We start from the raw sequence: 22,663 nt of genomic DNA, 5'->3' as shown, positions 1-22,663 counted from the left end.
ATCCGTACCTAGAACCTCTCCGGAAAGACGAGGGCGAGGACGAGATAGCCCAGGAGGGCGACGGCCACGACGAGGCCGACGATGTTCTCGGCGGTCATAGCTTGGTCACCCCCTTGGCGACGAGTGCCACCAGCGCGAAGACCGCGATCGTGGTGGCGACGAAGGCCATGTCGGCCATCGTGGGCTCCTGACGGAAGAACGGAAGAGACGGGGAACTGCTTGATCGGACGATTAGAGGTAAGCGCCCGATCGGCCGCATCCGTCTTCCGTTGACGCCCTCCATACGGCGTCGGCGGACCTCTTGACGGGTCTCTTACGATCTGCTGCCGCTGACCGGTAAAAGAGCCCTGACCTGGACCGCTACGCCTTCGGCTCGGCGTGCCAGGTGTGGCCCGTCGTCACGTCCACGTGGTCGGGGACCTCGTCGTGGCGGTCGCCGACCGTCGGGGTGCCGGTGGGTTCGAAGAGCAGGATCCGGGCGCCGTCCGGGGCGTAGGGCCGGTGCTCGGTGCCGCGCCGGACGGTGAAGACCGAGCCCCGCGCCAGCGTCACCCTGCGCTCCCCCGCCGGTTCGCGCAGGTCGATGTGGAGCTCGCCGCCGAGGACGAGGAAGAACTCGTCGGTGTCGTCGTGGACGTGCCAGACGTGCTCGCCCTCGACCTTGGTGACGCGGACGTCGTAGTCGTTGACGGAGGTGACGATGCGGGGGCTCCACAGGGCGTCGAAGGAGGCGAGGACGTGGTCCAGGGAGACGGGCTCACTGACGGGTTCACTGACGGGTTGACTGACCGCTTCACTGTTCATGGAGTGATCTTCCGGCGTGCGGCGCCACCCCCACGAGTGCTAGAAATCGCGCATGCCGCAAGAATCCTCGCAACCATCGGCGGGCAGGCCCAGGCACCGCGTCGTGGTCGTCGTCGACGAAGGCACCAACCCCTTCGAAGTCGGCGTCGCCACGGAGGTGTTCGGTCTGCCGCGTCCCGAACTCGGCCTGGACGAGGCCCTGTACGAGCTCGTGCTCTGCACCACCGGGCCCCGAGTGCGGATGAACCACGGGTTCTTCCATCTCACCGGCGTGCCCGGACTCGACGCGGCGGAGACGGCCGACACCCTGATCATGCCGGGCCGTCCCGACAACTCCGTGCCGCGCGCTCCCGCTGTGCTCGACGCCGTCCGGCGCGCCCACGCGCGCGGCGCCAGGATCATGAGCTTCTGCACCGGCGCCTTCGCGCTCGCCGAGTCCGGCATCCTCGACGGACGCCGGGCAACCACCCACTGGCAGTGGGCACAGGCCTTCAGGGAACGCTTTCCGGCCGTACGGCTCGAACCGGACGTGCTCTTTGTGGACGACGGCGACATCCTCACCGCGGCGGGCAGCGCGGCCGCGCTCGATCTGAGCCTGTACGTGGCGCGCGCCGACTTCGGCGCCGAGGTCGCCAACTCCGTGAGCAGGCGCCTCGTCTTCGCGGCCCACCGGGACGGGGGGCAGCGGCAGTTCGTGGAGCGGCCCGTTCCACAGGTGCGGGACGAGTCCCTCGCGCCGCTGCTCGCCTGGGCGCAGGAGCGGCTCGCCGAGCCCCTCACCGTGGCGGGGCTCGCGGCCCGCGCCGGGGTCAGCCCCGCGACCCTGCACCGCCGCTTCCAAGCACAGCTCGGCACCACACCGCTCGCCTGGCTCACCGGCGAGCGCGTGACGCTGGCCTGCCGACTCATCGAACGCGGCGAGGAACGCCTCGACGTGGTCGCGCACCGCAGCGGTCTGGGCACCGCGGCCAATCTGCGCGCCCGGCTGCGCCGCGAGACGGGTCTCAGCCCGTCCGGCTACCGGCGCAGGTTCGGCCCCCGGGTGCCCGCGGCGGCTGGCCGGATCGCGGCTGCCGCCACGGCCCGGACCCCGTGAAGACTGGGCCTCCCTCACGCACCGGGCACCGCCGCCCACCGCGCCCACGCCACCGAGCAGAGGCGGACCGCCATGCCGAACGGAGCGCAGATCCTGATCAACGGCCTCGTGGACGGGGGCGTCCGCGTGTGCTTCGCCAACCCCGGCACCTCCGAGATGCACTTCGTGGCCGCACTCGACGAGGAGCCCCGGCTGCGGCCCGTGCTGTGCCTCTTCGAGGGCGTCGCGACGGGCGCCGCCGACGGGTACGGGCGGATGACGGGACGCCCCGCCTGCACCCTGCTGCACCTGGGCCCCGGCCTCGCGGGCGGCCTGGCGAACCTGCACAACGCGCGGCGGGCCGCGACGCCCCTGATCAACGTGGTCGGCGACCACGCCCTGCACCACAAGCGGCTCGACGCGCCCCTGGAGTCCGACATCGGGGCGCTGGCCCGCACGGTGTCGGCCTGGACGCGGCGTACGTACTACGCCTCGGAGCTCGCCGGTGACGTCGCGGCCGCCGTCGCCGCCGCGACCGGGCCGCCCGGCGCCGTCGCGACGCTCGTCGTGCCCGCCGACGTGTCCTGGTCGCAGGCGGCCGATCCGCCCGCCGCCGCGCCTCCCGCCCCGGCGCGGCGCGGCCTCGTCTCCGTGGACGCCGTGACGGGTGCGGCGGCGGCGCTGCGGTCCGGCGAGGACACCGCCCTGCTGCTCGGCGGCGCGGCCGCGCGCGGCGCGGGACTCGCGGCCGCGGGGCGGATCGCCGGGGCGACGGGGGCGAAGCTGCTGTGCGAGACCTTTCCCGCGCGCCTGGAGCGGGGCGCGGGACGCCCCGCCGTCGAGCGGCTCGCCTACCTCGGCGCGGGCGCGGCGCGCCAACTCGCGGGCGTGCGGCACCTGGTGCTTGCCGGGGCCGCGTCGCCGGTCACCTTCTTCGCCTACCCGGGGCAGCGCGGGTCGCTGGCCCCCGAGGGAGGCACGGTGCACACGCTCGCGACCGGCCCGGAGGACGTGACGGCGGCGCTCGAAGGGCTCGCCGAAGTGGTCGGGCCCGGCGCGAAGTCCGTACGGCAGGAGGCCGTCAGGCCCGCGCTGCCCACGGGTGAGCTGACCGCCGAGTCGGCGGCCGCCGTGCTCGGGGCGCTGCTTCCGGAGGACGCCGTGGTCGTGGACGAGGCCAACACCTCCGGTCTGTGGCTGCCCGGCGCGACCGCGGGCGCGCCGCCGCACGACTGGCTGACGCTGACCGGCGGGGCGATGGGGCAGGGCCTGCCGCTCGCGGTGGGCGCGGGGGTGGCCTGCCCGGACCGGCCCGTGCTCGCGCTGGTCGGGGACGGGGCCTCGATGTACACGTTGCAGGCGCTGTGGACGCAGGCCCGCGAGGGGCTCGACGTGACGACGGTCGTCTTCGACAACGGCTCGTACGCGATCCTGAACCTGGAGCTCGGCGCGGTCGGCGCGGCGGCGGGCGGGGCGCGGGCGCACCGGCTCCTTGACCTGTCCGGACCGTCCCTCGACTTCGTCGCGCTGGCGCGCGGCATGGGGGTGCCGGGCGAACGGGCCGCGACGGCCGAGGAGTTCGCGGCCCTCCTGAAGCGCGGCTTGGCGGAACCGGGCCCGTTCCTGATCAGCTGCACGGTACCGCCGCTGGCATAGGGGCCGAAGGTTTCTCTGCTCAGCTTTCGCCGTCCCACACGGCCCCGTGGCGGCGATGCGCGTCCGTCAGCCCGTCCCGGAAGAACTTCTCGTAGTACTCCACCTCCACGTGGTGGACCTGGAGCCACACCCCGGGCACGTGGATCGCGTCCGTGTGCGCCGGGAAACGGCCGTGCGTGTCGTGGATGTACGTGCAGATGTCGCGGGTGCAGGCGATGACTTGGTCCTCGTACGCGCTCGCCTCCGCCAGGTACCGCCGGCCGTACGCCTCCTTGTAGATGCGGGCGAAGACGTCCTTGTCGCCGTAGGTGCCGCCGGGGCCGAACTTGGCCCGGATGACGGAGTCGACCGCCGCCGCCATGGTGCGGTGCGCGGGCGGGCACGCCGCCTGGATGAGGGGCTCGCCCGTCGGCGATGTGAGGCCGACGGGGTGGGAGCGCAGGGCCGCGTACCTGGGGAGCGGGACGTGCCAGCGCCACAGGTCCGGCAGCCGCCAGCGCGGGGTGACGAAGGAGAAGCCGAGCATTTGGCCGTAGGCACGGGAGAACTTCGGGTCGCCCAGGGCGATCTGGGGGTTGATGGACGCGTGGATCCAGGCGCCGAGGCCCATTGCCTCGGCGCTCAGCATCAGGTTCTGCAGGAGCAGGTCCGCCTCGATCTGGGTGCGCATCGGGCCGAGCGCGCCGAGGGGCAGTTTCAGGTCCCCGTTGAGGAAGCCGTCGCGGACCCACTTCCGCACGCCCGCCGGACGGTAGAAGTTGCGGTCGTCGACGAGGGTGGGGCGGGCGTCGTCCGGCTGGGTGAGGAGGTACATCAGGGCGTTGATGTACTGGTGGGAGAGGTCGATGACCGGGAACAGGACCGTCGTTCCGGGCAGGTTGGACAGGAACCGGTTGGAGTCCAGGTAGGCCGGGAAGTCGCGCAGCCCCTCGGTGACGTCGAGGCGGTGGTCCAGGACGCGGACCTTCGCCCGCCGGGCCCGCTCGACCAGGCCGGTCGCGTCGAGGGGCGTGCCGGGTGCCGGGTCAAGCCTGCGCAGGAAGTACGTACCCGTGTCGTTGATCAGGAAGAAGTGCGTGCTTTGCGCGTTGTCGGGGCTGCCCGCGGTGCGGCCCGCCATGTTCATGTTGGGCTTGGCCATGATGGGCTTGCCGTCGCGCGGGTCGTCGAAGGGCCGGTCCGGCATGGTCAGTCCGGTGCAGCCGGTCAGCGCGATCAGGACCGCCTCCTCCAGTTCGGAGAGGGGGCGCGGCGCGTGCGGCGAGCGGTAGCTCATCGAGCCCGCGGGGACGGTGGCGCCGCGGCTCACCCGGTGGGTGCGGCGGCGCCAGACCGTCTCCAGGAGAGGCCTCGCGAACAGGTCCGCGAGGCCCGGGTGCCCGGGGTCGTTGTGTCCGGGGTCGCCGTCAGCCGCCCGCACGGGTGCCGCCGTCGCTCATCGGCTGCACCTGCCGCCACGGCGCGAACGCGGTGGCCCCGCGCGGCAGCAGGCCGGCGAGTTCCGGGCAGTGCCGCAGCAGGACGGAGTTCATGCCGCCCTTCTGGACCCAGTCGATGCCGAGCGGGGTGTAGATCTCGGGGCGGAAGTCGACGGTCAGGAAGCGGTCGCTCTGCAGCCGCCGGGTGGCCATCAGGATGAAGATGCGGAAGGCCGTGTCGCTGAAGCCGAAGCCGTGCGGCGGGTTCTCGGCGAACAGGCCGACGACGGTGTCGATCTCGTCGACCGATCCGTAGACGTCTTTCAGGCGGGCGACGGTCGCCGGGTCCTGCGACAGGTCCTCGAACCGGCGGATGCGCGGCTTGTGCAGGCCTTCGCGGAAGTCGTTGTAGCGGGGCACGCCGCGCCTGCGGGTGCGGACCAGGTCGACGACGGAGAGGTCGATGATCTCGCCGTCGCGCTCGAACTGCTGTAGTGCGCGCGGGAAGTTGTTCAGGGTGATCGCGCCGGGGTGGGAGATGCCGAAGGAGTACAGCGTGTCCGCGAGTCCCGTCTTGCGGATGGCGGCCTCGGCGGCGCCGCCCTGGATGTCGCGGAAGCCCAGGGTCTCCAGGCGCTGCCCGAAGTGGTGCTCGCGCATCTCGAAGTCGTCGGGGATCAGCGGGTGCATGCGGTAGACGGTGACGAAGTCCTCCGTCAGGGAGTACGGCGCGCCGTGGTGGTCGGGCAGTGTCTTGGGGATGCCGGTCAGCGAGTGGGATTCGAGCAGCCACAGGCCGAGCTTCTGCAGCCACTTGTCGGGCGGCCCGTCCCAGTTGGTGTGCAGGCCGAGGTCGATGGCCTCGGTGGCGAGGATCGCGGGGGTCCACTCCACCGTGTGGATCTTGGCGATGAGGGCCGATACGACCAGGCGGGCCGTGTGGTAGACGCTCTCCGCGCTCATCGAGGGGTAGGCGTGCCGCAGCGCGTCGCAGACCGCGTTGTGCTCGCGGGCGAAGAGGGTGTGCATGGCGCTGAGCCCCATCCACCAGCTCTCGGCGAAGCCGGTCAGCGGTATGCCGTTCGGGCCGATGGGCAAGTGGCCCTCGTCCAGGCGGAGTTTGGGCCCGCCGTCGGGCTCGCGCAGGAACTTGGCGGTCTGTTCGTTCTCGCCGTACACCTCGGAGCCGTCCCACCAGTGCGACGCGGTGTTGGCGAAGAGGACCGGCGGCTGGTCGCCGGGGAGTTCGATGCCTTCGTTCTCGGCGAACCGCATCACGCGCTCGGCGGGTCCGCCGGGGGTGTTGTGCCAGGTCGTGCCGGGCGGCAGCGGCACCTCGACGGCCTTGCCACCCGCCGGGTGGCGCCGGTGATTGACCCAGTCGTGGACCTGGAACTGGATCCAGGCGGCGGCCAGCACGTTCAGCGAGGTCGCGGGCAGGAAGGTCTCCCGGTACAGGAGTTGGCGGCTGACCGTGACCGGGTTCGGGACGTCGAAGAGGTCGGGGCGGTAGACCGGCTTGAGGTTGCGCCCGAAGGCCGCGCCGACGGCGCCCATCGCGGGCTTGGAGAGGTCGTTGTACGTCCCGTCGTAGGACCGCACGGTACGCAGCTGCTCGTCGAACGTGGGGGGTGCGGGGACGGCCTCGGGCGGCGCCTCGTGCACGTCGGTGTCGATGAGGTTGAAGCGGCGCAGTGCCTTGCGCAGGAGGACGAGGTTGAGCAGGCTCGCCTCCAGCGGCAGCTTGTGCCAGGGCACGTAGCGGTTGAGGAGGCGGAAGGCGGCGCCGACCGGTACGTCGAGCACCTTGTTGCGCAGGGGCTCCTCGGTGACGAAGCGCAGTCCGTGGCGGTGCGCCGCGCTGGCCTCGTAGGCGGACTTGCGGGCGCGGTTGAGGTTGCCGAGCGGACGGAAGTCGTCGGTGGTGAACCACGGGTTGAAGCCGATGACCTCGACGCGGCCGCCCGCGGCCCGCGCCTCGGCGGTGTCGAGGTCCTGGCTGGGGATGGTGAGGGTGGCGACGGGCAGCGCGGGGGCGACGGACTCCAGCCACTCCACGGAGCCGTCCTCGACGGGGGTGCGCTGCTCGTCGACGTAGCGCTGGACGCACAGGTCGAAGACGATGTCGTGGCGGGCGAGGCGGGTCTCCAGCTCGCGGCGCAGGTACTGGGGGTCGCGGCGCTCGGCGCCCGGCCCCGCGGTGAGGCCGTTGCCCGCCGGGCGCAGCAGGTAGCGGACCGGGCCCGCCGGGCCCCACAGGACGGCGCTGCGGCTCCAGTACGTCTCTCCCGCGAGGCTCTTGACGGTGTGCCGGGCGGCGGCCTGGACGTTGCGCCGCATGCGGGTGGCGGTGGCGTAGCCGACGGCCAGGGGGAGTTTGACGAACAGGCCGAGGGCCTTCTTCAGCGGTGTGGTCGCGCCTGCCATGGCCCGCGCGAAGGCGACGAACTCGCGGGCGTCACGGGCGTGCGACACGGGGTGGTTGGTGGCGAGCAGGTCGTGGTTCTCGTCGGCGGAGACCGTCACGCGCACGGCGACGCCGCGCAGATCGGGCGCCCCGTCGGCCTGCCGGATGCCGCTGGCGTTGGAGAGCCGCACGGTCGCGGCGTAGGCCGCTCCCGGCTGGGCGAAGCCGCAGCGCAGGGCGGCGGGGAGGTCGTCGTGGAAGCGCAGCCGGGCGTTCTCCACGCCGAGCGCGGCCTTGGCGTGCAGGGTGCGCTCGATGCCCGCGGCCCCGGCGGCGCGCCGGTTCTTCTCCTGGACCTTCATCAGTTCCTGTGCGAGGCGCTGGAACAGCCGTCGTTCGGCTTCCGGGCTGCCGCCCAGGTAGCGCTCGTAACTCTGCTGCTGTCCGGTGTCGGCCATCGGGCGCCACTTCCTTCGCACGGCTGCTTGCGGGACTGCGTACGGCACAGGGGGGCAGGCAGACGCTACTGGCGGCACCGGCGGCCCGCAGCGGCGGTTCCCGCCTATGTGCGGGAGCGTCCGCGGGCTTCGAACTGGCGGGCGGGCCAGGGCGTTTGGGCCCGTGGGCGGCTTCCGGGCGGGTGCGGAGGGTGGCACCGGGTCCTTCTTTCACACCCCGTGTGAGCTCTCGCTCCTCAGCAGCCCCATGAGCGGGGTGCGCGCGGTGGCCGGGTCCCGACGGGTGGCGGCGGCCCGAGCGCCGTTGAGTTGACGGTGTCCCGGGCCGGTGGTGTGCTCACAAGTCGGGTGTGACAGCGGCGCGTTGTGGGGGACGCCATGCGGGAGGACATCGCCAGGGGGCCGAGCTTCGCGGAGCTGCGCCCGTTCAAGAGCGCCACGGAGGGCGGGCCGGGGCAGCGCACGGTCTTTCCCGTCTACGCGGATCTGGTGGACCTCCTTGCGGCGGAGAAGGGGCTTCCGGCCACGGAGGGTCCGGTGCCGCACACCATGGCGACCTGCGCCGCGTACGCGTACGCGGGGTTCGGGAACGAGGGGGACCCGGGGACCGTCGCCATGATCATGTCGCGGCTCGGCCTGGCGGAGAACCGCTGCCGGGTCTTCGAGCAGCGCGTGGACGCCATGTACATCGCGTCGGCCGCGTATCTGATCCAGGACAAGGACCGGCGCGTGGTGATCCTCTGCTACCGCGGCACCCAGCCCGAGGACATCATCAGCATCCTCACCGACGCGGACGTACGACCGGAGACGCTCGCCGTGGACCTGGCGGGCGAGCGCCACCAGGTGCACGCGGGTTTCTACCGCAACATGCGGGCGACCCGGCACCTGATCATGCAGGCCCTCGCCCGTGCCGCGCGCGGCGAGTCCGTCGACCCCGGTGAGAAGGGCGTGCGCGGCGACGGCATGGAGGCGCTGTACATCACCGGGCACAGCCTCGGCGGCGCGATGGCCGCGCTGATGGGTGTCGCCCTGGTCCACGAGCCCCGGTACGCCCCGATCGCCGACCGGCTGCGGGCCGTCTACACCTTCGGCCAGCCGCTCCTCGGCGGTCCCGGCTTCGCCGACGCCTGCACCCGGGCCACGAACGACCGCGACGAGCACATCCTGCGCGACCGGCTCCTGCGCTACATCTTCGACCGCGACGTGGTGCCCGCCCTGCCGCCCCGGCCGGTCGGCCCCTACGCCCCCTTCGGCCGCGAGTTCCACTACCGCAGGCCGCGCGGTACGGCGGAGGGGGCGCTGGCGTTCGCGGCGGAGACGGCGATCGACGCGGTCTCGCTGCCCGGCGACCTGCTGCGCGGGCAGTTGCGCCGGATGGCGGGCCGCAGGGCGCGGGCGGCCGGGCGCTCGCTGTCCGCGCTCGCCCGCGGGGCGCGGACCGGCGGCTGGTCGGAGGTCCGCGATCCGGGGCTGCACTATCCGCAGATGGACAGTCTCGCGGGGCTCGCGGTGGTGGCGCCCCTGGCGTTCTTCGCGGCCCGCCTCGCGCTGACGCGGTCGATCCCGTTCACGTACTCCTTCGAGGACCACGGTCCGGGCCACTACGTCAACGCGCTTGCTCCGCCGGGGGTGTTGAGCGAGTACGGCGACGTGCGGTGACGGGCGGGCGGTGCGACGGCGGGGAGTCGGCCCGCTACTCGATGAAGGTGCCGTCCACGTACACCCACGCGCCGTCGAGCCGCTCGAAGCCGCTCTTCTCGTGCAGGGAGTCCGGGCGGCCGCCGTCGGTGTAGCGGGCCCGGAAGGTGACCGTGCCGGTGGTGTGGAAGGCGGTGCCCTCGGAGGTCGCCCCGATCTCCAGGCCCGTCCAGCGCAGCGCCGGGTCGAACTCGACGCGGGGCGGCCGGGTGCGCGGGTGCCAGGTGCGCAGCAGATAGCTCTCGTCCCGCACGGCGAAGGCGCTGTAGCGGGAGCGCATCAGCTCTTCGGGGGTGCTCGCGGCGGCCTCGCCCCGGTGCAGCCTGCCGCAGCACTTCTCGTACGACTGGGGGAGCCCGCAGGGGCAGGGCGTGGGGGTGGTGGGGCGTGCGGCGCGTCGGGACATGGCACCCATTCTCACCCGAAGACAGGCCCTCAGGGGGCGAGGATGTCCAGCTCCTCCAGGGCGCCCAGGGCGATCTGCCGGGTCAGCGCCTCCGCGCGGACCGCGTCGCCCTCCCTGACCGCCTCGGCGACCTTGACGTGCAGGGTGACGGCGGGCGGGTCCGGGTCCTCGAACATCACCTGGTGTGCGGTACGGCCGGTCAGGACCTCGGCGACGACGTCGCCCAGGCGGGCGAACATCTCGTTGCCCGAGGCGTTGAGGATGACCCGGTGGAAGGCGACGTCGTGGCGGAGGTAGCCCTCCAGCTGGTGTCCGCGCGAGTGGGCGACCATGCCGAGTGCGCACTCGGTGAGCTCGGCGCACTGCGCCGCGGTGGCGTGCCGGGCGGCGAGCCCCGCGGCGACCGGCTCGACCGCGGACCGCAGGACGGTGAGCGAGCGCAGTTGCCGGGCCCGGTCGGCGCCGGCCAGGCGCCACCGGATGACCTGGGGGTCGTAGACGTTCCACTCGTCGGTGGGCAGCACGGTCACGCCCACCCGGCGGCGGGACGCGACCAGGTGCATGGATTCAAGGACCCGGACCGCCTCCCGCATCACGGAGCGTGACACCTCGAAGCGCTGAGACAGCTCGTCGGTGCGCAACACGCTGCCCGGCGGGTACTCGCCTGCGGTGATGGCGGGCCCGAGGCTTTCCAGTACGCGGGAGTGCAGCCCTCGGGCCTGTGCGGTCATGGCGGAAGCCTACGAGGAGCATCACCCGAACAATAAGTCAGACTTTTATGTCACAGGCTCTTGAATTCGTCAGACCTAATGGGTTTCAGTGACGTGAACAACCACCGATGTCGATGAAGACAGCGAGGCAGGCAGCCATGAGCACCCCCCACGTCGTCGTAGTCATGGGCGTGGCAGGAACCGGCAAGACCACGATCGGCCCCCTGCTCGCGGACCGGCTCGGCGTTCCCTACGCCGAAGGCGACGACTTCCACCCGCCGGAGAACATCCGGAAGATGTCCGCGGGCACGCCGCTCACCGACGACGACCGGTGGCCCTGGCTCGACGCGATCGGCGCCTGGGCGCACGGGCGGGCCGGGCTCGGCGGGGTGGTCAGCAGCTCGGCGCTGAAGCGGAGCTATCGGGACCGGCTGCGGGGCGCCGCTCCCGGTGTCGTCTTCGTGCACCTGACCGGTGACCGGGCCCTGATCGAGGACCGGATGTCGCATCGGCAGGGGCATTTCATGCCGACCGCGCTGCTCGACTCGCAGTTCGCCACGTTGCAGCCTCTCGGCTCGGACGAGGCGGGTGTCGGCGTCGATGTCGCCGGGTCCCCCGAGGAGATTGCCGACCGGGCCGTCGAGGCGCTCGGTCGTCTTGGCTGAGCGCTCCCGCCGGTAGTTCGTTGACTGCGGGCCGCTTGTGGCTGGTCGCGGCCACGCGGCGGAGCCGCACATGTCGCAGTCCCGCGCCCCTACGGGGCGCACCCCGCACCCCGTACCACGTACAAGGAAAGCACCGTGACTCATCTCAGCGTCGAGATGCTGGCAGCGGCCCCCGCCGAACCGATCACCTCGGCGGGCCATGCCCAGCTGGGGATCGCCGTCCTCGCGGGCATCGCCGTCATCGTCCTGCTCATCACCAAGTTCAAGCTGCACGCGTTCCTCGCGCTGACCGTCGGGTCGCTGGCGCTCGGGGCCTTCGCGGGCGCGCCGCTCGACAAGGCCATCGCCAGCTTCACCCGCGGGCTCGGCGACACCGTCGCGGGCGTCGGCGTGCTCATCGCGCTCGGCGCGATCCTCGGCAAACTGCTCGCCGACTCCGGCGGCGCCGACCAGATCGTCGACACGATCCTGGCCAAAGCGGGTGGGCGCGCGATGCCCTGGGCGATGGTCCTCATCGCCTCGGTGGTCGGACTCCCGCTCTTCTTCGAGGTCGGCATCGTGCTGCTGATCCCGGTCGTCCTGATGGTCGCCAAGCGCGGCAACTACTCGCTGATGCGGATCGGCATCCCGGCTCTCGCCGGTCTCTCCGTGATGCACGGGCTGATCCCGCCGCATCCGGGGCCGCTCGTCGCGATCGACGCGGTCAAGGCCAACCTCGGCGTCACGCTCGCCCTCGGCGTCCTCGTCGCGATCCCGACGGTGGTCATCGCCGGGCCGGTGTTCTCCAAGGTGGCGGCGCGGTGGGTGGATGTGCCCGCGCCCGAGAAGATGATCCCGCAGCGCGCCTCGGAGGAGCTGGAGAAGCGCCCGGGGTTCGGTGTCACGGTCGCCACCGTGCTGCTGCCCGTCGTCCTGATGCTGGCCAAGGCACTGGTGGACATCGTGGTCGACGACCCCGGGACCACCGTGCAGCGCGTCTTCGACGTCATCGGCTCCCCGCTGATCGCCCTGCTCGCGGCCGTCATCGTCGCCATGTTCACACTGGGCCGGGCGGCCGGGTTCACCAAGGACCGGCTCTCCACGACCGTCGAGAAGTCGCTCGCGCCGATCGCGGGCGTGCTGATGATCGTGGGCGCGGGCGGCGGCTTCAAGCAGACGCTCATCGACGTCGGCGTGGGCCAGATGATCCTGGACTTCTCCAAGGACTGGTCGATCCCGGCGCTGCTCCTGGCCTGGCTGATCGCGGTGGCCATCCGGCTCGCCACGGGTTCCGCGACGGTCGCGACGATCTCCGCGGCCGGTCTCGCGGCGCCGCTCGCCGCCGACATGTCGACGGCGCACACGGCCCTGCTGGTGCTCGCCATCGGTGCCGGTTCGCTGTTCTTCTCGCACGTCAACGATGCCGGGTTCTGGCTGGTGAAGGAGTACTTCGGGCTGGACGTCGGTCAGACGGTGAAGACGTGGTCGGTGATGGAGACGATCATCTCCGTGGTGGCGGGCGGTCTTGTGCTGATCCTGTCGCTGATCATCTAGCGCGCCGTCTCCCCGGGGCTCCGCCCCGGACCCCGCTCCTCAATCGCCGGAGGGGCTGATTTTGGGGCTCACGTCCCCGACGCCTTCTCGAGCTGGAACGCCTCGTTGCCCAGGCCGATCCTGGCGTGGGCCTCGGGGTTCCTGGCCCGCAGGGACGCCCCGTAGACCACGCCGATCACGGCCGCCAGCAGGATGATCCCGGGAAGTGCCCAGCTGAGGGCCGAGTCGGGGCCCGCGCCCACCAGGACGTCGAAGTCCTTGACCGTGTAGCCCGCGATGACGAGCAGGCCTGCCGCGGCGAGCGCCGAGGCGGCGATGCGCCAGGCCTGGGCGCGGGCGGCGCCCCTGCGGGCGAAGAAGACGATCACGGCGACGGACGCGGTGGCCATCAGGAGGATCACGCCGAGCGCGCCGATGTTGCCGCCCCAGGTGAACAGGTGCAGGACGGGCGCGGTCGGGTCGCCCGCCGTGCCGTCGTCCGCGACGGCGAACGCGATGACGACGATCACCGAGACCACGGTCTGCAACAGGGAACCGGTGCCGGGGGCGCCGGTGGAGGTGTTGGTGCGGCCGAACGCGGCGGGCAGCAGCCTCTCGCGGCCCATCGCGAAGGCGTAGCGCGCCACGACGTTGTGGAAGCTGAGGATCGCCGCGAACATGCCGGTCACGAACAGCATATGAAGGACGTCGGTGAAGGTGCCGCCGAGCCGGGACTCGGTGAGGCCGAAGAGCAGTCCCGCGCTCTGCTCCCGCGCCGCGGGAACGATGCCGGACGGGCCCGCCGCGACCGTGAGCGCCCAGGAGCTGAGGGCGAAGAAGACCGCGACGAACCCCACCGCGAAGAACATCACGCGGGCCACCACGACCTGCGGGCGGCTGGTCTCCTCGGCGTACACGGGGGCCTGTTCGAAGCCGGTGAACGCCGCGATGCAGAAGCAGAGGGACGTGGCGACGCCCGCGCCGGTGAGCGTGTCCGGATTGAACGCGTGCAGCGAGAGGCCCTCCTTGCCCGGGTCGACGACGGCCGCGATGTCGAAGATGACGACGAGCGCCACCTCGACGATGAGCAGGACGCCGAGCACGCGCGCGTTGAGGTCGATCTTCAGCCAGGCGAGGACGGCGACGAGGGCCACGGTGCCGAGCGCCGGGATCCACCAGGCGACGTCGACCTCGAAGTACGTCTTCAGGAGCCCGGACACCTCGAAGCCGAGCAGGCCGTACAGACCGGCCTGGAGGGCGCTGTAGGCGACGAGGGCGACCAGCGCGGCGCCCGCGCCCGCGGTGCCGCCGAGGCCGCGGGATATGTACGCGTAGAAGGCGCCCGCGTTGTGCACGTGCCGGCTCATCTCGGCGTACCCGAGGCTGAAGAGCGCGAGGACGACGCCGAGGACGAGGAAGAGCAGGGGCTGCCCGACGACGCCCATCACGCCGTACGTGGTGGGCATGACACCGGCGACGACCATCAGGGGGCCGGTCGCGGCGAGCACGGAGAGCAGCAGGCCCGCGGTGCCGAGGCGGCCCGCGCGCAGCGCCCGCTCCTGGCCCTTGTACGTGCTGATCCCGTCGCTCGGGCTCGAACTTCCCGTCGCCATGGCGCGGTTGTCCTTTCGAAGGTACTGATCGGGGGCGGCTGGTCAGGGCCCCTGGTCAGGACGGCTGGTCAGGAGGGGCCGAGCGCGGTGGCCCGCGCGGCGGTGAACGCCTCGCCGGGGTCCCGGTCCGGGTACGACCAGGGGGCCGGGGTCGCGTGCCGTCCGATGCGGCGGAAGAGCGCGGCGGCTTCGGCCGTCCTGCCCTCGCAGGACGTCGCGTGGGCAAGGAAGTTGAGGTCGACGAGGCGGCGGGGGCGGCCCGGGCCGTCGGGCGTCTCGCCCGCGAGCCACCGGTCGAAGGCGGCCATGACACCGCGGGCGCGCCGCCCGGCCCAGTGCCCGGACGCGGCGGGGTCGGCGGACTCAAGGCCCGCGGTGGCGAGGACGCGGTAGCGCTCGGCGTGCGCGACGACGGGCAGGACCGCGAGGGGTGAGTCGGCGGGCGCCTGTTCGGCGGCCCAGGCCGCGAAGTCGTACACCTCGTGCAGCGGGTCCTGACCGGCGCCGGGGCGCCGTTCGGCGAGCCGGGCGACCATCAGGTGATGGGCGTGGTGGTGCTCGGGATGGCGGTGGCGGACCTCGTCGAAGAGGCGTACGACGTCCTCCTCACGGCCCAGCGAGCGTTCGAGCAGGAGGAGGGCGAGCCAGGGCGTCGGGTCGGCGGGGACGCGTGCGGCGGCCTCGCGGCACCGCTCGCGCACCGTGTCCGCACGCTGCTTGCCGCGCAGCGCCTTGTGCACGGCGGCGAAGGCGAGCAGCACCTCGGCGTCGTGGCTCTCGGGTTCGGCGAGCCGCCAGTCGCGCGCCCAGGCGGTGGTGGTGGGCTCTTGCCCGAGGACGTCGAAGCGGTGCCCCCTGCGGTCCCAGTCGTCGCCGGTCGCGGCGAGCAGCGCACGGGCCGCGGCCCAGCGGCCCTGCGCCAACGCGGACCGGGCAGCGGTGAGTTCGGCGTCGTCGAGTGCGGCGTCGAAGGTGTGCCCGGTGACTCTTCTGCGCGAACGGCCCAGTGGGGGTGGGGGTGGTGACACCGCGGGACGTCCTCCCCGGCGCGGCTTGCATACGGATGATCACGCACAGCAAAGCGGTAGGCACCACTCCGCGTCAAGGCCCGACGGCGGCGCCACAGCGGCGCCGCCCTTCACCAACTCACCTCACCATCCGCACACTTCACCCTTCACCTGGGCGAATTCTGTACGCGGACCCAGTACGCGGACCCAGTACGCGGACCCAGTACGCGGACCCAGTACGCGGACCCAGTACGCGGACCCAGTACGCGGAATCAGTCCACCGCGCGTGCGGCGGCGCGGCCCGCCGTGCGTCCGGAGAAGAGGCAGCCGCCGAGGAAGGTGCCCTCAAGGGAGCGGTAGCCGTGGACTCCGCCGCCACCGAACCCGGCGGCCTCCCCGGCCGCGTACACGCCGGGCAGGGGCTGTCCGCCCTCGGTCAGGACCCGCGAGGAGAGGTCCGTCTCCAGGCCGCCGAGGCTCTTGCGGGTGAGGATGTTGAGGCGCACGGCGACGAGCGGGCCCGCCGCGGGGTCGAGGATGCGGTGCGGGGCGACCGCGCGGATGAGCCGGTCGCCGAGGAACTTGCGGGCGCCGCGGATGGCCGTCACCTGGAGATCCTTGGTGAAGGGGTTGGCGATCTCGCGGTCGCGCGCGGCGAGGGTGCGACGCAGGGCTGCCTCGTCGATGAGGGGCTCCTTGGTGAGCGCGTTCATGCCGCGCACCAGGGCGCCGAGCTCCTTCTCGACGACGAAGTCGGCGCCCTGGTCCATGAACGCCTTGACGGGGCCCGGTACGTCGGCCCGCGCCCGGTCGATGACGCCGCGCACCGATTTGCCGGTGAGGTCGGGGTTCTGTTCCGACCCGCTGAGGGTGAACTCCTTGCCGATGATGCGCTGGTTGAGCACGAACCACGTGTAGTCGTACCCGGTCTTCATGATGTGGTCGAGGGTGCCGAGCGTGTCGAAGCCGGGGAAGAGCGGCACGGGCAGGCGGTCGCCGCGCGCGTCCAGCCACAGGGACGAGGGGCCCGGCAGGATGCGGATGCCGTGCCGCTCCCAGATGGGGTTCCAGTTCTCGATGCCCTCGGTGTAGTGCCACATCCGGTCGCGGTTGATGAGGTGCGCGCCGGTCTCCTCGGCGATGCCGAGCATCTTGCCGTCCACGTGCGCGGGCACCCCGGAGATCATCTTCTCGGGCGGGCTGCCGAGCCGCTCGGGCCAGTGGGCACGTACGAGGTCGTGGTTGCCGCCGATGCCGCCCGAGGTGACGATCACCGCCTGGGCCCGGTACTCGAAGGCGCCGGTCACCACGCGGCTGCTGGCCTTGCCCCGCTCGACGGCCGAGGGTTCGAGGACCTCGCCGGTGACCGTGTCGACCGTGCCCGCGCTGCGCGAGAGCCCCGTGACGCGGTGCCGGAACTTGAACTGGACGAGGCCGCGCGCCGCCCCGGCGCGCACCCGCCGGACGAACGGCGCGAGCAGCCCGGGGCCGGTCCCCCAGGTGATGTGGAAGCGCGGCACCGAGTTCCCGTGGCCCTGCGCGTCGTAGCCGCCGCGCTCGGCCCACCCGACCACCGGGAAGAACCGCACACCCTGCCCGTGCAGCCAGGACCGCTTCTCACCGGCCGCGAAGTCGACGTACGCCTCGGCCCACTTGCGCGGCCAGTGGTCCTCCGGACGGTCGAACCCCGCCGTGCCCATCCAGTCCTGGAGGGCGAGCGCGTGCGAGTCCTTGATCCGCAGCCGCCGCTGCTCCGGCGAGTCGACGAAGAAGAGCCCGCCGAAGGACCAGAACGCCTGGCCGCCGAGCGACTGCTCGGGCTCCTGGTCGACGAGGATGACCCGGCGTCCCGCGTCGACGAGCTCCGCGGTCGCCGCGAGTCCGGCGAGCCCCGCCCCGATCACGATCACATCTGCGTCGTACGCCATAGAGCTCGTCCTCCTCGACAGGGTCCCGCAAAGTTACCGACCGGTCAGATCCCGGACGGGCTCTCAGATCCTGAACAGCCGAGTGACGCACGTCAACCGACAGAGCGGGGGAACCCGTCAAGATCCGGGGAGCGGCGCGCGGGGATCGCCGCTATCGTCGGCCAAGTCTCGCTTTGCCACCCCGGCTTGGTTCCTCCTCCCCCACCCACAGGTATGTGACGTGTCGGTCCTGGTACTCGCCCTCGCCGTCGGCGCCGCCTGCTGCCTCGGCCTCGGCTTCGTGCTCCAGCAGAACGTGGCGCGCAAGGCGCCGCTGAGCGACTTCCTCTCGCTGCGGCTCCTGCTCGACCTGGTGCGGGTGCCGCGCTGGCTGGCCGGGATCGGCCTGATGGTGTGCGGCATGGTGCTCGGCGCGCTGGCTCTGGGCCGCGGGGAGATCTCCTTCGTCGAGCCGCTGCTCGCCACCCAGCTGCTGTTCGCCCTCGCGCTCTCCCGCCATCAGACCGGGCAGCCGCTCGGCCGTCAGGGGTGGGCGGGCCTGCTGCTGCTCGCGGGCGGGGTCACGGCGTTCATCGTGGCGGGCGAGCCGCGCGGCGGCACCGCGGTGACCAGCCCGCTGCGGCACTGGCTCATCGTCGGCGTGATGGTGGGCGTGGCGCTGCTCCTGACGGCGTACGCGAAGAAGTCCCGCCTCGGGGCGGCGCCGGTGCTCCTCGCGGTCGCGGCGGGGCTCCTCTACGGCGTGCAGGACTCGCTGACCCGGGTGACGGGTGACCGGTTCGCCGAGGGCGGGCTCGCGGAGGTCCTCACGGGGTGGCAGCCGTACGGGGTGCTCGTCCTCGGCGTCGTGGGTCTTGTCCTGGTGCAGAGCGCCTTCGAGGCGGCGCCGCTGCGGATGTCGCTGCCCGCGCTGACGGCCGCGCAGCCGCTCGCGGGGATCGCCTGCGGCGTGGGGTTCCTCGGCGACCGGCTGCGGACCGACACGGGGGCCCTGGCCTGGGAGGCGGCGGGGCTCGCGGCGATCGTGGCGGGGGTGGTGCTGCTCGGGATGCACCCGGCGATGCCCGGGGCTGGGCGCGGGCCTGTGGGGCGGGAGCAGCTGGATCGGTGCTGAGGGGTGAGCGCCGTCCTGTCACCGGCTTCGCCGAGTTCGTCCTCAATCGCCGGACAGGCTTGATAGTCCGCCGGGACGGGCTTGATGCGCGGGTAGCGCCTTCGTCAGTTGCTTAATAATGGCCAGCATTACAATGGGGTCATGGCCCGAACCTCTGGTCCCGAGACACGCGAGAAGCTCCTCCGCGCCGGCGAGGAGGTCTTCGCCGCGCAGGGTGTGGACGGCGCCCAGCTGCGGGACATCGTCCGGCTCGCCGGGCAGAGCAATCCGTCCGCCGTGCAGTACCACTTCGGCTCGCGCGGCGGGCTGCTCGACGCCGTGATGGCGGAGCGCCAGCGCCGTACGGAGCAGGTGCTCACCGCCGAACTCGAACGCGCCGGGGAGGCCGCGGCCGGTCTGCGCGAGCTGCTCACCGCCCTGGTGAACGCCGAGGCCACCGAGTTGCGCACCGACCGCGGACGCCGCTGCCTGCGCATCTCCGCCCAGCTCAGCCACGAGAGCGGGGTCCGCACCCGCACCCCGCACCCCACCATCGACGGCACCGTCTACTGGACGCTGATCGGACGGCTCGAAGACCGCGTGGCCCACCTGGCGCCCGGACTCCCGGAGCCGCTGCGCCTCGAACGGCTCGATCTCGCGCTCACCCTGATCGGCGCCGCCCTGGGCGACCGCGCCCGTCAGTATCTGGCGGGGGCCACCCCGCTGACCGGCGAGGAGCTCTTCCTCGCCGACCTCGTCGAGACCACCGCGGCGCTGCTGCGGGCCCCGCACCCCACCCCTGGAGACCCCTCATGACCCAGCACGACCTCACCGGCCGGACCGTCATCATCACCGGCGCCGCGCGCGGGCTCGGCGCCGAGGCGGCGCGTCAGGCCGTCGCCGCCGGGGCCCACGTCGTCCTCACCGACGTGCTCGACGACGAGGGCCGGGCCACCGCCGCCGAGCTGGGCGACCGCGCCCGCTTCACGCACCACGACGTGACGTCCGAGGAGGACTGGCGGCGCGTCGCCGACTTCGCGGTCGCGGAGTTCGGCGCCATCCACGGCCTGGTGAACAACGCCGGGATAGCCACCGGCCAGTTCCTGGAGTCGGAGTCCGTCGAACACTTCCGCAAGGTCCTCGACATCAACCTCACCGGCGTGTTCATCGGCATGAAGACCGTCGTGCCCGCAATGAAGGAGGCCGGGGGCGGCTCGATCGTCAACATCTCCTCCGCCGCGGGCCTGATGGGCCTCGCGCTCACCGCCGGATACGGCGCGTCGAAGTGGGGCGTACGCGGGCTCACCAAGATCGGCGCGGTCGAGCTCGGCACGGCCCGGATCCGCGTCAACTCCGTCCACCCCGGCATGACGTACACCCCGATGACCGCCCAGGTCGGCATCGAGAAGGGCGAGGGCAAGTACCCCAACACCCCGATGGGCCGGGTCGGCGAGCCGCACGAGATCGCGGGCGCCATGGTCTTCCTGCTCTCCGACGCGGCGTCCTACGTGACGGGCGCGGAGCTCGCCGTCGACGGCGGCTGGACGGCCGGGCCCACCGTGCAGTACGTCATGGGGCAGTGACAGTACGTCATGGGGCAGTGAGCGGCTGTCCCTGAGGTTGGATGGCGGGCATGGCGGTTGACAGTCGGCCCGTGCCCGACCCCAGCGAAGAGATGATCACCATCGTCGACGAGAACGACGAGGTGGTCGGGGAGGCCCGGCGCGGCGAGGCGTACGCGCGCGGTCTGCGCCACCGCTGCACGTTCATCCTCGCGCGGGACGCCGAGGACCGGATCTTCGTGCACCGCCGCACCCCGACCAAGCTGGTCTTCCCCTCGCTGTACGACATGTTCGTGGGCGGCGTGGTCGGGGCCCACGAGTCCTACGACGACGCCGCGCTGCGCGAGGCGGAAGAGGAGCTCGGGGTCCACGGGCTCCCGCGCCCCACCCCGCTGTTCAAGTTCCTGTACGACGGCGGGGCCGGGAAAACCTGGTGGTCCTCCCTCTACGAGGTGCGCTGCGAGCTGCCGGTGAACCCGCAGGCCGAGGAGGTCGCCTGGCACACCTTCCTCACCGCGGACGAGCTGGAGCGGCGGCTCGGCGCATGGGAGTGGGTACCGGACGGGCTCGACGCCTACCACCGTCTGAAGGCCTTTCGCGCGGGCGCCTGAGAGCCCCGCGCGAAGCCCCCGAGGGCCTTGCCCGCCCGCTGACCGGCACGGCTTATGGTGCGGCGGTGAGCAATTTCGTACAGAGTCTGCGGCTGTGGTTCGCCCCCGAGCGCGTCCGCGAGGAGGGCGACACCCCCGACTACCGCTTCTCGCTCGCCAACGAACGCACCTTCCTGGCCTGGCTGCGCACCGCCCTCGCACTCATCGGGGGCGGCTTCGCCGTCGACCAGTTCCTGCCGGACCTGCGCTGGGCCTGGCGGATCGGTCTCGCTCTCGCGCTGCTCGGCGCGGGCGTCCTGTGCTCACTGCGCGCGGTCAACCACTGGGTGCGGTGCGAGCGCGCGATGCGGCGCGGCGAAGACCTGCCGACCAGCCGCTTCCCGACCGTGCTGAGCCTGGCGGTCGCGGTGGTCGCGCTCGCCATGGTGATCGTCGTCCTGTTCGGGTGGGAGGGGTGACGCAGCCCGGTGAGCCGCCCAGCGAACCGTCCGATGAGCAGCCCAGCGAACAGTCCGGTGCGCAGCCCCGTGACCCGGGGCTACAGCCCGAGCGCACGCGGCTGGCGTGGCGGCGCACAACGCTGTCGGCCACGGTCGCCGCGGTGCTCGCCGCCCGCGCGGTGCTGCACGGCGGCCCGACCGCGCCGAACGTGCTTGCCTGCGCCCTCTGCCTGCTCCTGTGGCTCGGCTTCCTTGCGGTCGCGCACCGCAGAATGACCGGCCTGACGGCCCGCGAGCCCCGGACGATGACCCTCCGGGCGGCCCGCACGGCGGCGCTGTGCACGCTCGCCCTTGCGGTGTGCGCGGCGGCGATGGTGGTGTGAGTGCGATGGCGGCGGCGGTGGGTGGCCGCGGGCCTCGTTCCCGCCCGGCTGGTCCGCCGGGTCAGTCCTTCCCGTCCACCGGGTCAACCCTTCCCGTCCGCCGGGTCAGTCCTGCCCGTCCGCCGGGCAGTCCTCCCGGTCCGCCGGGTCAGTCCTCCCAGTCCACCGTCACGACGATCTTGCCGCGGGTGCGGCCCTCCTCGCTCCGGCGGTGTGCGTCGGCCGCCCGTTCCAGCGGGAACGTCTCGTCGACGTGCACGCTCACCACGTCCTGTTCCGCCAGCTCGGTGAGGCGGGTGAGGTCGGCCGCGTCCGGGCGTACGAAGCAGTAGTGGCCGCCCAGGCCGATCACCCCGCCGTCCGCGATGGACGCGAGGCGGCCGCCGGGCGCGAGGAGTTCGGCGGAGGTCTTGAGGGTGTCGCCGCCCACCGTGTCGAAGGCCGCGTCGACCCCTTCGGGGGCGAGCGCCCGCACCCGGTCGGCGAGCCCGTCCCCGTAGGTGACCGGCTCGGCGCCGAGCTCCCGCAGGAAGTCGTGGTTGCGTTCGCTCGCGGTGCCGATGACGCGGGCGCCCGCGTGCCGGGCGAGCTGCACGGCGATCGAGCCGACACCGCCCGCCGCGGCGTGCACGAGGACGACGTCCCCCTCGGTCACCTCAAGGGCCCGCGTGAGGACCTGGAAGGCGGTGAGTCCGGCGAGCGGCAGCCCCGCGGCCTCCGCGAAGGTCAGGTTGCGCGGCTTGCGGGCGAGGGTGCGCACGGGGGCGGCGACGTACTCGGCGAAGGTGCCGCGCGAGAGGAAGTCCTCGCGCACATAGCCGATGACCTCGTCGCCGACGGCGAACTCCGGTACGGAGGCGCCCGGTTGGACCACCACACCGGAGACGTCCCAGCCGGGGATCACGGGGAAGACGGGGTCGATGAGCCCGTCGAGGTGCCCCTCGCGGCACTTCCAGTCGACGGGGTTCACGGCCGCCGCCCGCACCTTGACCAGGACGGAGTCGGGTCCGACCTTGGGGTCGCTCACGTCCCCGTACTCGAGGACTTCGGGTCCGCCGTAGCTGCGGTAGCTGATCGCCTTCATGGGGGATTCGCTTTCGCGGAGGTCAGATTCACGGAGGTCAGGGAAACATCACCAAGGGTCCCATAACAGAATTAATAGGGCATCAGGGGCTAGCCTGAGAGGGTCAAGCCACTCCCCGCAGCCACAGAAGGTG

General features: G+C 72.4%; 21 protein-coding genes. 11 read left to right on the top strand and 10 right to left on the bottom strand.

The genetic code is table 11. The features are described from left to right. Positions 1-8: 8 nt before the first annotated feature. On the bottom strand, positions 9-98 hold the full coding sequence (kdpF, locus tag ABZ953_RS27475; protein WP_033264828.1) for a K(+)-transporting ATPase subunit F: 90 nt from the start codon (positions 96-98) through the stop codon (positions 9-11). A 262-nt stretch (positions 99-360) separates the two neighbouring features. After that, a complete protein-coding gene (locus ABZ953_RS27470; RefSeq protein ID WP_361728719.1) occupies positions 361-804 on the bottom strand; it encodes a cupin domain-containing protein in 444 nt (147 codons plus the stop codon). Positions 805-856: 52 nt separating this feature from the next. Between ABZ953_RS27470 and ABZ953_RS27465 the strand changes: the two genes are divergently transcribed. Continuing rightward, entirely contained in the window at positions 857-1,900 is a 1,044-nt protein-coding gene (locus tag ABZ953_RS27465; protein WP_361728716.1) for a helix-turn-helix domain-containing protein, read from the top strand. A gap of 72 nt (positions 1,901-1,972) precedes the next feature. Then, the gene (locus ABZ953_RS27460) at positions 1,973-3,535 is read left to right on the top strand and encodes an acetolactate synthase large subunit (RefSeq protein WP_361728713.1); all 1,563 of its coding nucleotides are present in this window, start codon (positions 1,973-1,975) and stop codon (positions 3,533-3,535) included. A 19-nt stretch (positions 3,536-3,554) separates the two neighbouring features. On the opposite strand, the gene ABZ953_RS27455 is transcribed toward ABZ953_RS27460, so the two are convergent. Beyond that, positions 3,555-4,955 carry a hypothetical protein gene (locus ABZ953_RS27455; protein WP_361728710.1) on the bottom strand — a complete coding sequence of 467 codons (1,401 nt, stop codon included), beginning with the start codon at positions 4,953-4,955 and terminating at the stop codon, positions 3,555-3,557. Then, positions 4,942-7,818 (bottom strand): peroxidase family protein, encoded by a 2,877-nt coding sequence (locus tag ABZ953_RS27450; protein ID WP_361728707.1) that lies wholly within the window; start codon positions 7,816-7,818, stop codon positions 4,942-4,944. The genes ABZ953_RS27455 and ABZ953_RS27450 overlap by 14 nt, the downstream gene beginning before the upstream one ends. A gap of 378 nt (positions 7,819-8,196) precedes the next feature. On the opposite strand from ABZ953_RS27450, the gene ABZ953_RS27445 reads away from it, so the two are divergent. Then, positions 8,197-9,477, top strand: a complete 1,281-nt coding sequence (locus ABZ953_RS27445; protein WP_361728704.1) for a lipase family protein — start codon at positions 8,197-8,199, stop codon at positions 9,475-9,477. A gap of 34 nt (positions 9,478-9,511) precedes the next feature. Here the strand turns inward: ABZ953_RS27445 and ABZ953_RS27440 are convergent, their stop codons facing one another. Both ABZ953_RS27440 and ABZ953_RS27435 read right to left on the bottom strand, forming a co-directional pair. Continuing rightward, a complete protein-coding gene (locus ABZ953_RS27440; RefSeq protein WP_361728701.1) occupies positions 9,512-9,922 on the bottom strand; it encodes a YchJ family metal-binding protein in 411 nt (136 codons plus the stop codon). A 29-nt stretch (positions 9,923-9,951) separates the two neighbouring features. Next, positions 9,952-10,653, bottom strand: coding sequence for a FadR/GntR family transcriptional regulator (locus ABZ953_RS27435; protein ID WP_361728698.1), 702 nt, complete (start codon positions 10,651-10,653; stop codon positions 9,952-9,954). A 137-nt stretch (positions 10,654-10,790) separates the two neighbouring features. Between ABZ953_RS27435 and ABZ953_RS27430 the strand changes: the two genes are divergently transcribed. Then, the gene (locus ABZ953_RS27430; RefSeq protein WP_361728695.1) at positions 10,791-11,297 is read left to right on the top strand and encodes a gluconokinase; all 507 of its coding nucleotides are present in this window, start codon (positions 10,791-10,793) and stop codon (positions 11,295-11,297) included. Between the two features lie 135 nt (positions 11,298-11,432). Continuing rightward, positions 11,433-12,830: a gluconate:H+ symporter gene (locus tag ABZ953_RS27425; RefSeq protein ID WP_361728692.1), complete on the top strand. Its 1,398-nt coding sequence runs from the start codon at positions 11,433-11,435 to the stop codon at positions 12,828-12,830. 68 nt (positions 12,831-12,898) lie between these two features. On the opposite strand, the gene ABZ953_RS27420 is transcribed toward ABZ953_RS27425, so the two are convergent. From ABZ953_RS27420 to ABZ953_RS27410, 3 genes are all read right to left on the bottom strand, one after another. Beyond that, positions 12,899-14,422, bottom strand: coding sequence for an APC family permease (locus ABZ953_RS27420; RefSeq protein ID WP_361728689.1), 1,524 nt, complete (start codon positions 14,420-14,422; stop codon positions 12,899-12,901). A gap of 68 nt (positions 14,423-14,490) precedes the next feature. Beyond that, positions 14,491-15,450: a hypothetical protein gene (locus tag ABZ953_RS27415; protein ID WP_361728687.1), complete on the bottom strand. Its 960-nt coding sequence runs from the start codon at positions 15,448-15,450 to the stop codon at positions 14,491-14,493. Positions 15,451-15,701: 251 nt separating this feature from the next. Beyond that, positions 15,702-17,357 (bottom strand): FAD-binding dehydrogenase, encoded by a 1,656-nt coding sequence (locus ABZ953_RS27410; RefSeq protein WP_361728684.1) that lies wholly within the window; start codon positions 17,355-17,357, stop codon positions 15,702-15,704. A gap of 220 nt (positions 17,358-17,577) precedes the next feature. On the opposite strand from ABZ953_RS27410, the gene ABZ953_RS27405 reads away from it, so the two are divergent. The 6 genes from ABZ953_RS27405 (at position 17,578) to ABZ953_RS27380 (ending at position 21,446) form a co-directional block, all read left to right on the top strand. After that, positions 17,578-18,471 (top strand): DMT family transporter, encoded by an 894-nt coding sequence (locus ABZ953_RS27405; protein ID WP_361728681.1) that lies wholly within the window; start codon positions 17,578-17,580, stop codon positions 18,469-18,471. Between the two features lie 141 nt (positions 18,472-18,612). Continuing rightward, the gene (locus ABZ953_RS27400) at positions 18,613-19,266 is read left to right on the top strand and encodes a TetR family transcriptional regulator (protein ID WP_361728679.1); all 654 of its coding nucleotides are present in this window, start codon (positions 18,613-18,615) and stop codon (positions 19,264-19,266) included. Then, the gene (locus ABZ953_RS27395; protein WP_361728676.1) at positions 19,263-20,033 is read left to right on the top strand and encodes a glucose 1-dehydrogenase; all 771 of its coding nucleotides are present in this window, start codon (positions 19,263-19,265) and stop codon (positions 20,031-20,033) included. The genes ABZ953_RS27400 and ABZ953_RS27395 overlap by 4 nt, the downstream gene beginning before the upstream one ends. Positions 20,034-20,125: 92 nt before the next feature. After that, positions 20,126-20,623: an NUDIX domain-containing protein gene (locus ABZ953_RS27390; protein WP_361728881.1), complete on the top strand. Its 498-nt coding sequence runs from the start codon at positions 20,126-20,128 to the stop codon at positions 20,621-20,623. Between the two features lie 65 nt (positions 20,624-20,688). Next, positions 20,689-21,081 (top strand): DUF202 domain-containing protein, encoded by a 393-nt coding sequence (locus ABZ953_RS27385; protein ID WP_361728673.1) that lies wholly within the window; start codon positions 20,689-20,691, stop codon positions 21,079-21,081. After that, positions 21,078-21,446: a DUF202 domain-containing protein gene (locus ABZ953_RS27380; RefSeq protein ID WP_361728670.1), complete on the top strand. Its 369-nt coding sequence runs from the start codon at positions 21,078-21,080 to the stop codon at positions 21,444-21,446. Before ABZ953_RS27385 ends, ABZ953_RS27380 begins: the two co-directional genes overlap by 4 nt. A gap of 148 nt (positions 21,447-21,594) precedes the next feature. Here the strand turns inward: ABZ953_RS27380 and ABZ953_RS27375 are convergent, their stop codons facing one another. Beyond that, positions 21,595-22,530, bottom strand: coding sequence for an NADP-dependent oxidoreductase (locus ABZ953_RS27375; RefSeq protein WP_361728667.1), 936 nt, complete (start codon positions 22,528-22,530; stop codon positions 21,595-21,597). Between the last annotated feature and the right edge of the window lie 133 nt (positions 22,531-22,663).

It is taken from the genome of Streptomyces sp. NPDC046465, from assembly GCF_040646035.1.
Taxonomy (GTDB): Bacteria; Actinomycetota; Actinomycetes; order Streptomycetales; family Streptomycetaceae; genus Streptomyces.
This window is presented reverse-complemented; position numbering and strand designations above follow the sequence as displayed.